This window comes from Ruegeria sp. CF5 (assembly GCF_056537325.1).
Genome location: NZ_JBQFRI010000002.1, coordinates 1 through 13,635, shown reverse-complemented (window position 1 = coordinate 13,635; position 13,635 = coordinate 1). Strand labels below are relative to the sequence as shown.

The following is a 13,635-nucleotide window of genomic DNA, read 5'->3' as shown; positions in this document are numbered from 1 at the left end:
CGGCGACCCAAAAGTACGTTCAAGGTACTAACCTTGTCCAAGCATTGCCACAGTGTTGCCGTTTTGGGAAGTGCAAAAATGCGAACAATCGACACATTTTGCAGAAACAATTGATCTATTGCTTCCAATTTGGCGGTCGCTTTTCGATAAAAGCCGAGATTCCTTCTTCGGTTTCGCGAAAGAGCATATTTTCGGCCATTACGCCTCCGGTATAGGCATAGGCCTGATCTAAAGGCATCTGGAGCTGTTGATAAAAGGCCTGTTTACCTATCTTGACGGCCGATCCAAGTTTGGCCGCAATCTTTTCAGCCAACGCTGCGGTTTCGCTTTCCAGCGTGTCATGGGGTACGACACGGTTGATCAGGCCAAGTTCTGCTGCGCGGTTAGCTTCAATAAATTCCCCCGTAGTCAGCATTTCAAACGCTTGTTTTCGCGGGATGTTCCTGCTGAGTGCGACCATCGGGGTCGAGCAGAACAGTCCGATATTAACACCATTTACGCCAAATCTGGTGCCTTCGGCAGCTACGGCCAAGTCGCAGGTGGCGACCAACTGGCAACCGGCGGCCGTGGCGATGCCGTGTACTTGGGCAATAACGGGTTGGGGCAGGGACTGAATCGACATCATTACTCGTGCGCAACGCTGGAACAGATCTGCAAAATAGGCCTGCCCACCATCTTCAGCCTGCCGTCCAGCTGTCATTTGCTTGAGGTCGTGGCCGGCACAAAAGGCTTTTCCTGCCCCCGACAGAATCACAGCCCGGATCGCGCGGTCCTCTTTCAGGGCATCAAGTTCCGATTGTAGCGCTGCCAGCATCTCGTCACTTAAGGCATTCAGGCGATCCGGCGTATTCAGTTGCAGATGGGCGATAGCATCTGTGTCGTTACGTTCCAGAATTGTCATCTTGCTCTCCCCATATCAGTCAGGGCAACTCTAGGGCTGGAATGTCAGGAGGGAAAGCATGTCGTTGGCCATGACCAAAGAAGAGTTGTCGGAATACATGGCCGTGGTGTTTCCGCAGGTCAAAGAAGATTTTGCCATCGATGATCTGACCGAAGATTCGGTAACAATGCGCCTGCTTACCGCCGAGCGCCACTTGCGCCCAGGAGGGACTGTGTCCGGGCCGTCGATGTTCGCGCTGGCCGATGTCTGCGTGTACGCAATGGTTCTTGCAAGGTTGGGAAAAAAAGCGCTGGCCGTTACTACCAGTTGCTCCATGGATTTCATGCGCAAGCCTGACGGATCATCTCAGATGATTGCGCAGTGCCGGTTACTCAAACTGGGACGCACTTTGGCGGTGGGCGATATTTTGATGTTTTCGGTGGGATCAGAGAAACCGGTCGCCCGGGCAACAATGACCTACTCGATTCCCCCCGAGGGGTCGGCGGCAGCCCTAACCGGATAAAAAAGGGCCGGGGAAAAACCCCGGCCAGGGAAGAGGTCCCTTACGGGACTGGGGATATGTCAAACCTGCCAGAAGTAACGGCGTGTCTCGTTTCTGGCCTGCGGCCGACTCAGGCCCACGTCCATAAGCAGCCTGTCATCCAGTCGGCCAAGATTAATTCGGCTGCGGCGGCGTTGTTCCCATTTTGTGATGACCGCAGCAAAGCGCACTGCCAGAAGGGCGACCACTGGCAGCCGGGGGCTGGTGTTCAGCAACATCAGGGCGGGGTTGTGCATTGCGCGTGTCATGTCAAAATTCCTTTCAATTGTATTGACACAAAGTTGGGTGTTTCGATACAAGGCATTGGTACACCCGGAATTGTCCCAAATTCAAAGAAAGAATTGTAATGGATACAATTTGGCCTGAGGCGTTACCCAAAGCAAAGGGGGCAAAGTACACCCTGGTTGCAGATACGATACGAAAAGCAATCGAAAACAAAGATTTGGAGGTTGGTGTTAAGCTTCCACCCGTGCGCGAACTTGCGTATCGACTGCAAATTACTCCGGGTACCGTCGCAAGGGCCTACACGATTCTCACTGATGAAGGGTTGCTACAGGCAGAAGTTGGACGTGGTACATTTGTTGCCCCACCAAAATCTCCGATACTTGACGATGTCTGGTCGCGACAGCTGCACCTTCGCGACGACAAACATGACGACAGTGTCAGCTTGTTCAGTCCGCGTCTGCCAGATGTGGGGCAGGTTTCGCTGATCCGGGAGTGCATGGCTAAGGTCGCCCAAGGCGATCCGCGCATGTTCATGAACTATCCAACACGCGATGCCTACGTGCCGGTTCGGCAGGCGGTCGTTGATTGGTTGTCGCATTTACCGTTGGGGGGCGTGACCGCCGACGACATTGTTCTGACCCACGGCGGTCAAAGCGGCATTTGTGTGGTTTTCCAAACCATTCTGAAGGGGCTGAAACCCGTTGTTCTGGTCGAGGATCTGTCATACGCCGGATTTCGTCGGGCCGGAGAGCTGATGAGAGCAGATGTCATCGGTGTCAAAATGGATAAGTGGGGGATCAGCGCCGAGGCGTTGGACCATCTGCTGCGTCAGACACCTGCACAGGCAATTTGCGTATCCCCAGAAGTGCAAAACCCAACCGGTGGTCACACGCCGCTGGAGCGACGCAAAGAAGTCGTTGAGGTCGCTCGGCGTCATGATGTCGAGATTGTCGAGGATGACTGTTACCGTATGGGTGAGGCACGGGCTCCGAGTTACAGGGCGCTGGCGCCCGAGCGGGGATGGCATGTGTCTTCCATCTCAAAAACGCTGACGCCGGCCTTGCGTGTTGGATTTGCGATCGCCCCCAAAGAGCGGAGCGGTGATTTGCGGAGGTCCGCCGAATACGGGTATTTCGGTCTGGCACAGCCCCTGGCAGAACTAACAAGGCTGTTGCTTAGCGATCCCCGGGCACAGCAACTGGCCCGTGATGTCAGGACGAAGATGGGAGAGTACGTTCGGGTGACAGTAAATGCACTTGGCGGGTTTGATTTGAACTGGGATTCCGAAGTTCCCTTTGTTTGGCTGAGCCTGCCATCCGGTTGGCGTTCAGCGGCGTTTAGTCGAGCTGCTGAGAGGGAGGGAATTCAACTAAGGTCCGCCGATGAATTTGCATTGCGCGATGGTCGTGCGCCCAACGCAGTTCGAATTGCGATGAACGGGCATGTCACCTTGGAGCAATTCGAGGACGCCATGCTTCGGTTGCGGGCGCTACTCGACAATCCACCCGAGCAAATCAGCGTATAAATGTGGGGTAATATAATACCCAATTTATAATATGCTGATTTTGCTAAATTATATTTGGATTGCTGCGCTTGACGTTGCATTGTCACACATCTAAATACGCTCCATCGAATTCGGACCGGTCGCTTATGCCGACCGGTCTTTCACATCAAACAGGACTATCCTGCCATGAAAACCTTTTCTGCAACACCTGCAGACATCGACAAGAAGTGGATCCTGATCGACGCCGAGGGCGTTGTTCTGGGCCGTCTTGCCTCGATCGTCGCCATGCGCCTGCGTGGCAAGCACAAAGCGTCGTTCACCCCGAACATGGACATGGGCGACAATGTCATCGTGATCAACGCTGACAAAATCCAGATGACCGGCAAGAAGCGCGAAGAGAACTTCTATTGGCACACTGGTCACCCGGGCGGCATCAAGTCGCGCACCAAGCAGCAGATCCTCGAGGGTGCACACCCCGAGCGCGTCGTGACCCAGGCGGTCAAGCGCATGCTGCCGGGCAACCGTCTGGCGCGTCAGCAGATGACCAACCTGCGCGTTTATGCCGGTGCCGAGCACCCGCACGAAGCCCAGGCCCCCGAAGTTCTGGACGTCAAGTCCATGAACAAGAAAAACACCCGGAGCTAATGACCGATGGCTGATCAGATCAATACTCTCGAAGAGCTGAGCGCCGTCGCAGGCGTTGAAACCGTGGCCGAAGAAGTCATCGTGCGCGAACCCGTACGTGACGAGCTGGGCCGTTCGTATGCCACCGGCAAGCGTAAAGACGCTGTTGCCCGCGTGTGGATCAAGCCGGGTTCCGGCAAGGTCACCGTGAACGGCAAGGACCAGGACAAGTACTTCGCACGTCCCGTTCTGCAGCTGATCCTGCGCCAGCCGTTTCAGGTTGCCGGTGTGGAAGGTGAATTCGACGTTGTTGCAACCGTCAAAGGCGGTGGCCTGACGGGTCAGGCCGGCGCGGTCAAGCACGGCATCTCGAAAGCGCTGCAACTGTACGATCCCAGCCTGCGTGGCGCTCTGAAAGCCGCTGGCTTCCTGACCCGTGACAGCCGCGTTGTGGAACGTAAGAAATACGGTAAGCGCAAAGCGCGTCGTTCGTTCCAGTTCTCGAAGCGTTAATTCGCTGCCGAGTGCACAAAATCAAAGGGCTCGCGATTGCGAGCCCTTTTTTGTTGTAAGGACGGAAATTCCGGCCGTTACTCTTCGTGGACCTTCTTCCACGCACCGCCTTCGACCAGATTGACGTAAACGGTATCGGCGCCCTGATGGTCGTCCGGCCCAAAGGTCATGTGGTTGCCGACAAGATCGTCCTGATAATCAAGCGACTCCATCGCAGCGATGAAACTCTCATGTGTCAGGTCCGGGCCTGCGGCCTCTAGCGCTTTGACCATCATTTCGGCAGCTGCATAGCCCAACATGGCAAAGCCAACCGGGTCTTCGCCTGTGGCAGCCTTGTACTCTTCGATGAATGCTTTCGGAGCAGGCTCATCCGCGCGCGCCCACAGGTCCTGCCAGGAGGCTGCCGAATAGAACCCGTCAGTTACGCCGCCGGGCACCTGAGCGACCACTGTCAGGAAACTGGCCGATGTTCCCATGAACTTCATGTCATCCAGGCCCATTTTCTTAGCGGTCCCGACCACGGTGATGGCCTGCCGCACACCCAGAGCGATGGTGACGATGTCACAGCCTTCTTCCTTGAGCTTGCTGAGTGAGCCGACAAAATCCGTCTCATCCGGTTTGTGAGTGGTTTCGGCCGCAAAGGTGATCCCGGCCTCTTCCGCGCCAGCTTTTGAACCTTCGAGGATTTCCTTCCCGAAATCGGTTGGCAGATACATGGTGCAGACTTTTTCGGCACCAAACTCTTCGGCCAGATATTTCACGCCGACCCGGCTTTGGTCATAGTAGCTTGAGAAAGACGTGAACTTGTTGTCCACGGGATCCTGCAGCATCTGACGTGCAGCCGACAACGGCGCCACATTCGGAATCCCTTTGGGATCGAGCAGTTTGAAGCCCGCCAGGTTCATCGGCGTGCCAAGACTTTGCAGCATGGCAAACACTTTGTCGCGATTCAGCAGCTTGTTATAGCCCTGCATCGCGCGCGGCATCTGATATCCGTTGTCCTCGACTACGTAGCGAATTGTTCGACCGTGCACACCACCATCTGCGTTCACCCGGTCGAATACGACGTTTGCACCTTTCACGGCTGGTACACCAACAGCCGCAAAAATCCCGCTGAGATCATTAACCGATCCGATTATCACCTCTTCGTCGGTCACGCCCTGCGTTTCCGCGCTGGCAAGGGTCGCAGCCGCCGTCAATGCAGTGGCGGCTGTCAGCCGCTTGATCATAGTTTTCATGTTTCTCCTCCCTTTGGGTAATCCCGGCACTATTTGTACATATCTTCAATCAGATGTCCGTGTTTCTTTTCGACAAACCCTCGTTTCAGTTTCATTGTCGCGGTCAATTCCTCGTCTTCGGCTGTCAAAAGCACATCGATCAGGCGGAAATCCTTGATCTGTTCAACCCGCGCGAATTCTTTGTTCACTGCCTTAACCTCGTCTTCAATCAGCTGTTTCACCTCCTTGGCGGCGCAAAGCGACGCAAAGTTTGAAAACGGAATCTTGTTGTCCTGAGCGTATTTCTCGACATTCTCCTGATCAATCATAATCAGCGCTGTCAGGTACTTACGCCGGTCACCGATTATTACGGCATCGGAAACGAAGTGGCTGAATTTCAGGCGGCTTTCGATCTCGGCAGGCGTGATATTCTTGCCGCCTGCGGTGATGATGATGTCTTTCAGACGTCCGGTAATCGTAACGAAACCATCGTCATCCATTCGCCCGACATCACCTGTTCTCAGCCATCCGTCGGCAGTGAATGTCTCGGCCGTTTTTTCGTTATTGCGCCAATAGCCCTGGAACGTATTCAAGCCGTGGACCTGTATTTCACCATCATCGGCGATACGGACCTGAATGCCCGGAACGGCCTTGCCGATCGTACCGATCCTGTTTTCCTCAAGCGTGTTGATTGTAGCCAGCCCTGAGGTTTCGGTCATGCCATAACCTTCGACCAGCGGTACTCCGATAGCCCAGTACCATTTCAACAATTCAGGCGAGATCGGTGCCGCGCCGGTACCTCCGCGCCGCATTTTGTCCATGCCCAGCATGCGCCGCAAATTTCTAAGCACCAGCCTGTTCCAGACCCAGAACTGAGCAGATACAATGGCGGGAACAGGTTTGTTATCAATAAGGTATTCGGCGCGCTTCATCCCAGATTTTAGCGCAAGGCCAAATGCCGCGCGGCCGGTTGGCGTGGCCTCCTGCGCCATGATGAGAACCTGAGAATAGATCTTTTCCCATACACGCGGCACAGCAGTGAAGGTTGCCGGTGAAACCTCCTGTAGGTTTGCAAAAACCGTTTCCGGATTTTCTGCAAAGTTCACGGTATTTTTCGCCGCAAGCGGAAAATAGATCGACACATCGCGTTCCAAAATATGGCACAGCGGCAGGAAGCAAAGTTGTTCGTCGCTTGAGAACGTGGGAAGCCGATGCGCACCTGCTTCGATTGCCGCCATGATGTTTTCATGGCTCAGCATTGCGCCTTTGGGCATCCCGGTGGTGCCGGATGTGTAGATTAGTAGCGCCGTGTCCTGAGGGCTGGCTTTGGCGATTTCGAGATCGAACGCCCCGGGATCCTCTTTTTCAGCCAGCTTTCCGATTTCATACAAATCGTTGATCATCATGCATCGATGATGTTCAAGGTCGTGCAGGCCCTCGTCTTCAAGGATGATGACGTTCAAAAGACCGGGAACATCGGCCTCGATTTCCAGGTATTTATCCAGTTGTTCTTCGTTTTCGACGATCAGAAACCGGCTATCGCTGTCGTTTACCAGATACCGAAGCTGACTGGCTGAATCGGTCGTATAGACCCCAGAAGCAATTCCGCCGACAGACTGGATGCCCATATCGAAATAGGCCCATTCCTTTCGATCTTCGGACAGGATCGAAACGACCTCACCGCGCTGCAGGCCCAGTTTGCGCAAGCCAAGGCCAATCCATTTGGCGTGCTGCCAATAATCCGCCCAGGAATACGTCTTCCAGATGCCAAAGTCCTTTTCACGGTGCGCGGTCCGTGTGCCCAATTCCGCGCATCGTTTCTGAAAAAGCCCGGGAATTGTCGTGCAATCATCAACCCTGACGGGGCGCTGCCCGGGGGTGGCGTTGAAAGACACGCCATTGATCACTGTCTGAGGGGGCAGGGTGCTTACATCCATTTTGCTCACCTCTGTTGTCATCGCCAAGTTTTCTTACGTTTCCAGCGGCGGTTTTCACGCGCGCCTTCTTCCTGAACGCCAAGATAGAAGTTCTGGATATCCTCGGATTTCATCAGATCGTCCGCGTCTCCGTCCATAACAATGCGCCCAACTTCCATGACATATCCATGGTGCGCCAGTTCCAGAGCGGCAGAAGCGTTCTGTTCCACCAGCATGATCGTCATGTTCTGTTCTTCGTTCAGGCGTCTGAGTATCGCGAAAATTTCCTGAACCAGAAGTGGTGACAAACCCAGAGAGGGTTCATCCAGCAACATGATTTTCGGGTTGCCCATCAAGCCGCGTCCAATGGCCAGCATTTGTTGCTGGCCGCCTGACAGGGTTCCTGCCTCTTGGTTTCTGCGTTCCTTGAGGACCGGGAAGTAGTTGAACACAAGTTCGCGGTCCCGTTCGATCTGGGCTTTGTCTCGCAGGGTATAGGCCCCGAGGCTCAGGTTGTCATCGACCGTCAGCAGGGGAAAAACCTCTCGTCCCTCCGGAACGTGAACAATTCCCTTTTGCACGACTTTATGCGGTTCCGAGCCTTGTATGTTTTCGTTTTCAAAGGTGATGGTGCCTTTTTCGGGGTCCATAACGCCTGAAACGGTTTTCATCAGGGTAGTTTTTCCAGCGCCATTGGCGCCAAGGATCGAGACGATCTTTCCCGGATGAACATCCAGCGAAACGCCCCGAATGGCCATGATCGGACCATAAAAGCTTTCGATATTTCGGATTTTCAGGATGGGTTCGCTCATGATGCTTTCCCCAGATAGGCTTCGACGACTGCCGGATGAGACTGAACTTCGCTCGGGGTTCCCAAGGCCAGTTTGGCACCGTCTGCCATGGCCAGAACGCGATCAGAAACTCCAGAAACAAGACCCATATCGTGCTCGACCATCAATACGGTGATGCCCATCTGACGGCGGATGTCGTCGATCCACCACCGCATGTCGGTTGTTTCTTCGACCGACAAGCCTGACGCGGGTTCGTCCAGCAGTAGCAATTTGGGATCCGTCGCCAAGGCCCGTGCGACCTCGACAACTTTTCTGACACCATAAGGCAGTCCCGCGATCATTTTGTCGCGGTAGGCCTGAAGATCCAGAAAGTCGATGACCTCCTCGACCTTTTCCCGGTTTTCGATTTCCTGCCGTTTGGCTGAAGGGGTAAAGAACAACTCGGTCAGCAGATTGCTTTTGCGATGGCGATGCCGCCCGACAAGAAGGTTCTGCAAAACCGTGGCGTGTTCGAATAGTTCTATGTTCTGGAATGTACGCGCCACTCCATAGGCTGCGACGCCCGATGGTTTAACCTCCAGAAGATCATGTCCGTCAAACCGGATTGATCCGTTATATGGGTCATAAAAGCGCGATATCAGATTGAATACAGTCGATTTTCCGGCACCGTTCGGTCCGACAATGGCAAAGACCTCGCCCTGATTGACAGAAAATGAAAGGTCATTGACGGCCGTCAGTCCGCCGAATTTTAGCGTGACATTCTCAAAGTCCAGAAAGCTCATCTCAGGCGCTCCGTCTTGAGGTAGGATTTTTGCCTTTTGAACATATCCTTGCGGTAGAAGGGGAACAGCTCGAACCAAGTGCGGATTTTCAACCATCGGCCATAAATGCCCATAGGCTCGAACAGGATGAAGGCGATCAGGATCATCCCGAATATACCGAATTCCAGCCCGGGAATGGCGACAGTGTTTCCGCCAAATACGGCCCCGACATATTCCTTGGATATGGACAGGAATTGCGGCAGGAACCCAATGACGATCGCACCGAAGAATGCGCCGTGGATCGATCCCAGACCACCGATGACGATCATCATCAGCAGCTGAATCGAGATAACAACGCTGAAAGTTTCGTTGTTGAAAGCCCCGGAATACATGCCCATCAATGCACCTGCCCATCCCGTGATCGCACAGGAAATCGCAAAGGAGATGGTTTTGGTCCGCGATATGTCGACGCCCATGGCCTGTGCCGAAACTTCCGAATCCCTAACGGCGATAAAGCTTCGCCCCAATGGCGCACGCAGGAGGTTGATGTATCCAAGCGTCACAAGGACAGTGATGATCAGGACCAGCCAATAGAACAGATCAGGCGTTCCCCAGCGGTCAATTGTCAAACCTAGAACGTCGACGCCACCAATGTATTTTCCGGCAACGCCGCCGGTGATCGGCTCGGCCAGAACGATGATGTCGTCCATCAGAATGGACAGGGCCAGCGTAAAGATAGCCAGATAGATGCCGTGCAGTCGCAGGGCAGGGATGGCAACTGTCACCCCGGCAATACCAGTCATGATACCAGCCAGCGGAAAGGCGATCAGAAAGGGTACACCCGCTTCGACCAGAATGACATTGGCATAGCACCCAAAGGCAAGAAACGCCGCATGTCCAAGGCTGGCCTGTCCCGTATGTCCAGTCAGGATCATCAGGCCAAGCCCTGCAATGGCCCAGATCAGAACATTGGTCAGTTCCCCAAGATAGAATTCATCCAGCCACCAGGGCGCAGCAGCGACCACGGCGAGAAGAATAAGATAGAGGCTAAGCTGATAACCGTCTTTCCAGGGGCGGATATCCTGCATGTAGTCGGTTTTGAATACAATCCGCATCGCTTCAGACCTTTTTCACGCGCACTTGGCTGAACAGCCCGTGAGGGCGGAAAATCAGCACGGCAAGCAACAGCGCATATGGTGCAATCTGACTGTATCCAGCGGCGATATATCGGCTGGCGAATGGTTCGATCACGCCAACGATCAGGCCACCGGCAAGGGCACCATGCAAGCTGCCAAAGCCACCGATCACCGCCGCAGCGAAGGCCTTGATGCCTAAAAGTCCGGTATTGGGATCAACCGAGCCTTTGGCTGCAAAAAGGATGCCGGCGATTCCAGCAACCACACCTGCCAGCGCCCAGATAAAGCTCTGAACCCGTTTGACAGGCACACCCATGTAATAGGCGGCCAACTGGTTCTGAGATGCACCCTGCATCGCGAGCCCAAGTTTAGTTCTGCTGAAGAAAACATACAGTCCCCAGGTGAGCAGTATGGTAACGACGATAACGGCTACGTCCTCCATCCCCAGAACCAACCCGCCAAAGCGGACGTCCTTTCCTGCCAGCGGGTTCTGCAAAGTCTGCGGCTCATGTCCCCAGATCAGCCCGGCCACGAACCGGATCACAAAGCCAAGTGCGATGGTCAGAATGACAACGGCGGTCTGGCTTTCCCCGAACATGCGCCGGATGATCAATCGGTCGAGCAAATATCCCAGTCCCCCCATGATCCCCAGGGAAATCGGAAGCGCCAGCCAGAAAGGCAGACCCATGTATTCGGTATTCGTCAATCCGATGGTGACAAAAGCACCCAGCATCATGAAATCGCCCTGGGCAAAGTTCACGGCTTCGGTCGCTTTGTAGATCAGTACAAAACCTAGTGCGATCAGGCCGTAGACACAGCCATTCGCCAGCCCGCTGATCAGCAGCTGTACGTTGTCCAAATTTTTCCTCCCTGCGCCGGTAAAACCGGCGTCCTTATCCTGCCCCTGCGCTCCTCACTTCGCGGGGGCGTGACTCTACTATGGCGTGATCATTACCTTTCCGTCACTCTTTTTCAGCGCATCTGCCAAACCCGACACAACGTCACGAAGTTTAAGGTGTTCGGATACGTCCGTTTGCCAGCGTCCATCTGCAAAACGCGCCTGCACTTCAGAAACAACGCGCATCTGATCGGCTGGTGGCGTGTTCATCATCCACTCGGTCAGCCAGAATCCTTCAATCCGTTTGCCCATGAAAATGAACTGTCCGACCTGTGTCAGCTTAGGCGGCTCCGTGCTCAATTTTCCGTAGCAGATCCATCGCGCGCGGTTGGGCATGGAGGTGAAAATCTGCTCGGAAATCTGATCTGCCACGGCGTCGAGAAACACCCGGGGCTTCAATTCCTTGCTGATCGACGCAAATTGCCGGGGCATATCCGGGTCGCTGCTGACCAGAACTTCTTCAGCACCCAGAGATTTAAGTGCTTCGACTGTTTCACTCCGGCGGACGATCGCAATAGGCTTCATGCCAAGGTCGCGTCCAAGGCTGCACATCAATTTGCCCAATTGGCTTGTCGCGGCGGAAATGACAAAAGCGTCCCCGTCTGCACGTGCAATATCGACCATGGCCATTGCGGTAAGCGGATTGACGATCTGCGCTGCGCCATCTTCATCAGAAACATCCGGTCGCAGCGGGATGCACATCCGGGCTTGCGTAAGTACATATTCCGCCCACGCACCAGAACCCCCGGCAATAAATGAAACCCGCTGCCCCAGCAGCGCTTCAGCCCCTTCTCCAGCAGTAACAACGTCGCCGCACCCCTCAAAACCGGCAGGAGCACCTTTGACACGGGGTTGTCCGTATTCGCCTTTGATAAAGTGAATATCCGATGGATTGACGGACGCCACACGCAACCGGATCAGCACCTGTCCCGGGCCTGGCGCGGGCAACGGCAACTCCGCCTCAGCAAGCCAGTCCGCTGCATTGTCGATCGTAGGACCGGTTGCCGCATTGGAATACCCATCATGAGTTTGAATAACGGCAAACATTTGAGACGGAAGATCGTCTTTCATTTAATTGTCCTTGGATCAGGATTGCTGTGTAGACATGCGCAAAAGCCCAGCATTTTAAGGGGCCGGGCTTGCCAAAATCTCTGAAACGGCAACACCATTTCTGCACGGCTGACATCTCGCGGGAACTTCGGTGTGGATTTCCGGCTTGCCGGACCGTCGAGCGGGATGTGAATAGCGGGCAAGTGCAAATGCATGTCCAGTCTGGTTGGTGACTTGCTGAATGCAAACATGCCACCAAGGCTTCCGTCAATTTCTTACCGCAATGACGTGGCGGAAAACCCCTGACGAGAAGAGGGCCGGCGAGCACCGCCGACCCGTTTGCTTATTATTGTGTCAACAGTGATCTTAGTTCTTCGATTTTCGCCGCAAAAGTTTCCGGCGCAGCCTTGATGTCGTCCAGAATCTTGATCGCCTGCGACTTAATATCCTGAGACAACTGGCTTTCCTGAACTGCCGCTACGACCTTATCGTAGTCGAACTGTTCTGCGGTCAGCATGCCGCTTTCCACCCACGAGTTCAGAAGTTCCTGTCCCTGATCGCTGAGTGCCGCAACCTGCTCGCCAGCTTGTTGGGCCAGATCATTGGCGGTGTCACTTGCCTGCTGCGCCGCCTCGGACGCCTGATCTGCAACTGACGAAGCCGCTTCGGATGCTTGCTGTGTGGCATTGTTCACAGCTTCGCTGGCTGCTTCCTGAGCTGCAGAAGCCGCTTCGCTCACGGCTTCTCCGGCATCTTCAGCTGCAGACTGCAGTTTTTCGGCTGCGGTGGGTTCGGGCTGGTTGATAAAGAAATAGCCGCCGACAACAATTGCGGCGAGAACTGCGATGATAACGATTACACGCGACATTTGGATCTCCTTTGGAAAATGTGCCGCCCAGATGGTTGATATCTAAAGGGAAAAAAAGGGGAAAGTCCGGATAAACTGTTCACAACCAGAGTTTGAGCCGGGAGGCGCTGGTTATACGCGGTTGCAGTGGCGGGATACTGCCGCTTTTTGACGGCAAGTAATAATGGCTCAATCCTAGTCACAAATTTCCAGATCTGATGGAATTGCTGGCTGGGAAGGACGAGTGTTTGCCAAAATTTGATGGAGAGACGAGGATTCGAGCCTTGGGCGCTTTTCTTAAGCCTAAGATCGGCATCTCCCGCAGCAAGGGTTGGCATGGAAGCACGTCATAGCGTTTAAACTGTATCGGCTCCGTAGGAGTTAATGCAGAATGGAAAGCAGCCCGTCACCGCGCTGAAGCACACTGCTTCCGTAATCGGAAAATTCGTTTTTGGCAGCCGGATAAGCAATTTCACCGGGCAGAAAATTCACGCTTAGAGAATAGTTTTCATGAGGCACACCAGGCCAGTTTAGGTAGTTTGATGCACAGTTTGTTGGGGCGTCCAATTCAAGGTTTCTGAAATGCTAACTAAAAATTGCCAGGCCGTTGTTATCGGAGGTGGTCTTGTCGGTTGTTCGATTCTCTACCATCTTGCCAAGCTTGGCTGGACCGACGTTGTTCTGCTGGAGCGGGACGAGCTGACCAGTGGT

Annotated in this window: 15 protein-coding genes; 5 read left to right on the top strand and 10 right to left on the bottom strand. The window is 54.3% G+C overall.

The window, feature by feature from the left end; translation table 11 throughout:
• Positions 1-115 precede the first annotated feature (115 nt).
• Complete coding sequence (locus tag ACR0NW_RS06250) at positions 116-901, bottom strand: enoyl-CoA hydratase (protein WP_480449637.1); 786 nt, start codon at positions 899-901, stop codon at positions 116-118.
• A gap of 58 nt (positions 902-959) precedes the next feature.
• On the opposite strand from ACR0NW_RS06250, the gene ACR0NW_RS06245 reads away from it, so the two are divergent.
• Positions 960-1,403: a PaaI family thioesterase gene (locus ACR0NW_RS06245; protein ID WP_480449635.1), complete on the top strand. Its 444-nt coding sequence runs from the start codon at positions 960-962 to the stop codon at positions 1,401-1,403.
• A 59-nt stretch (positions 1,404-1,462) separates the two neighbouring features.
• Here ACR0NW_RS06245 and ACR0NW_RS06240 read toward each other — a convergent pair whose 3' ends face one another.
• Entirely contained in the window at positions 1,463-1,690 is a 228-nt protein-coding gene (locus tag ACR0NW_RS06240) for a DUF1127 domain-containing protein (RefSeq protein WP_480449633.1), read from the bottom strand.
• A gap of 98 nt (positions 1,691-1,788) precedes the next feature.
• On the opposite strand from ACR0NW_RS06240, the gene ACR0NW_RS06235 reads away from it, so the two are divergent.
• The 3 genes from ACR0NW_RS06235 to rpsI all read left to right on the top strand — a co-directional run bounded on the left by ACR0NW_RS06235 (position 1,789) and on the right by rpsI (position 4,308).
• Positions 1,789-3,192 carry an aminotransferase-like domain-containing protein gene (locus tag ACR0NW_RS06235; RefSeq protein ID WP_170652521.1) on the top strand — a complete coding sequence of 468 codons (1,404 nt, stop codon included), beginning with the start codon at positions 1,789-1,791 and terminating at the stop codon, positions 3,190-3,192.
• A 165-nt stretch (positions 3,193-3,357) separates the two neighbouring features.
• Complete coding sequence (gene rplM, locus ACR0NW_RS06230; protein ID WP_039536983.1) at positions 3,358-3,816, top strand: 50S ribosomal protein L13; 459 nt, start codon at positions 3,358-3,360, stop codon at positions 3,814-3,816.
• A gap of 6 nt (positions 3,817-3,822) precedes the next feature.
• Complete coding sequence (gene rpsI, locus ACR0NW_RS06225; RefSeq protein WP_039535473.1) at positions 3,823-4,308, top strand: 30S ribosomal protein S9; 486 nt, start codon at positions 3,823-3,825, stop codon at positions 4,306-4,308.
• Positions 4,309-4,385: 77 nt separating this feature from the next.
• On the opposite strand, the gene ACR0NW_RS06220 is transcribed toward rpsI, so the two are convergent.
• The 8 genes from ACR0NW_RS06220 to ACR0NW_RS06185 all read right to left on the bottom strand — a co-directional run bounded on the left by ACR0NW_RS06220 (position 4,386) and on the right by ACR0NW_RS06185 (position 12,945).
• On the bottom strand, positions 4,386-5,546 hold the full coding sequence (locus tag ACR0NW_RS06220; RefSeq protein ID WP_480449631.1) for an ABC transporter substrate-binding protein: 1,161 nt from the start codon (positions 5,544-5,546) through the stop codon (positions 4,386-4,388).
• 29 nt (positions 5,547-5,575) lie between these two features.
• Complete coding sequence (locus ACR0NW_RS06215; protein ID WP_480449629.1) at positions 5,576-7,462, bottom strand: AMP-dependent synthetase/ligase; 1,887 nt, start codon at positions 7,460-7,462, stop codon at positions 5,576-5,578.
• A gap of 17 nt (positions 7,463-7,479) precedes the next feature.
• Positions 7,480-8,253 (bottom strand): ABC transporter ATP-binding protein, encoded by a 774-nt coding sequence (locus ACR0NW_RS06210; RefSeq protein WP_170652524.1) that lies wholly within the window; start codon positions 8,251-8,253, stop codon positions 7,480-7,482.
• Positions 8,250-9,014, bottom strand: coding sequence for an ABC transporter ATP-binding protein (locus tag ACR0NW_RS06205; protein WP_170652525.1), 765 nt, complete (start codon positions 9,012-9,014; stop codon positions 8,250-8,252). Before ACR0NW_RS06205 ends, ACR0NW_RS06210 begins: the two co-directional genes overlap by 4 nt.
• Positions 9,011-10,108 carry a branched-chain amino acid ABC transporter permease gene (locus tag ACR0NW_RS06200; RefSeq protein WP_480449627.1) on the bottom strand — a complete coding sequence of 366 codons (1,098 nt, stop codon included), beginning with the start codon at positions 10,106-10,108 and terminating at the stop codon, positions 9,011-9,013. Before ACR0NW_RS06200 ends, ACR0NW_RS06205 begins: the two co-directional genes overlap by 4 nt.
• Positions 10,109-10,112: 4 nt before the next feature.
• Positions 10,113-10,988, bottom strand: coding sequence for a branched-chain amino acid ABC transporter permease (locus tag ACR0NW_RS06195; protein WP_480449625.1), 876 nt, complete (start codon positions 10,986-10,988; stop codon positions 10,113-10,115).
• Positions 10,989-11,066: 78 nt separating this feature from the next.
• Positions 11,067-12,098 (bottom strand): zinc-binding dehydrogenase, encoded by a 1,032-nt coding sequence (locus ACR0NW_RS06190; RefSeq protein WP_480449623.1) that lies wholly within the window; start codon positions 12,096-12,098, stop codon positions 11,067-11,069.
• Between the two features lie 325 nt (positions 12,099-12,423).
• The gene (locus ACR0NW_RS06185) at positions 12,424-12,945 is read right to left on the bottom strand and encodes a hypothetical protein (protein WP_170652534.1); all 522 of its coding nucleotides are present in this window, start codon (positions 12,943-12,945) and stop codon (positions 12,424-12,426) included.
• Between the two features lie 561 nt (positions 12,946-13,506).
• Here ACR0NW_RS06185 and ACR0NW_RS06180 point away from each other — a divergent pair.
• The coding region (locus ACR0NW_RS06180; protein ID WP_480791520.1) for an FAD-dependent oxidoreductase at positions 13,507-13,635 on the top strand (129 nt) is incomplete at its 3' end.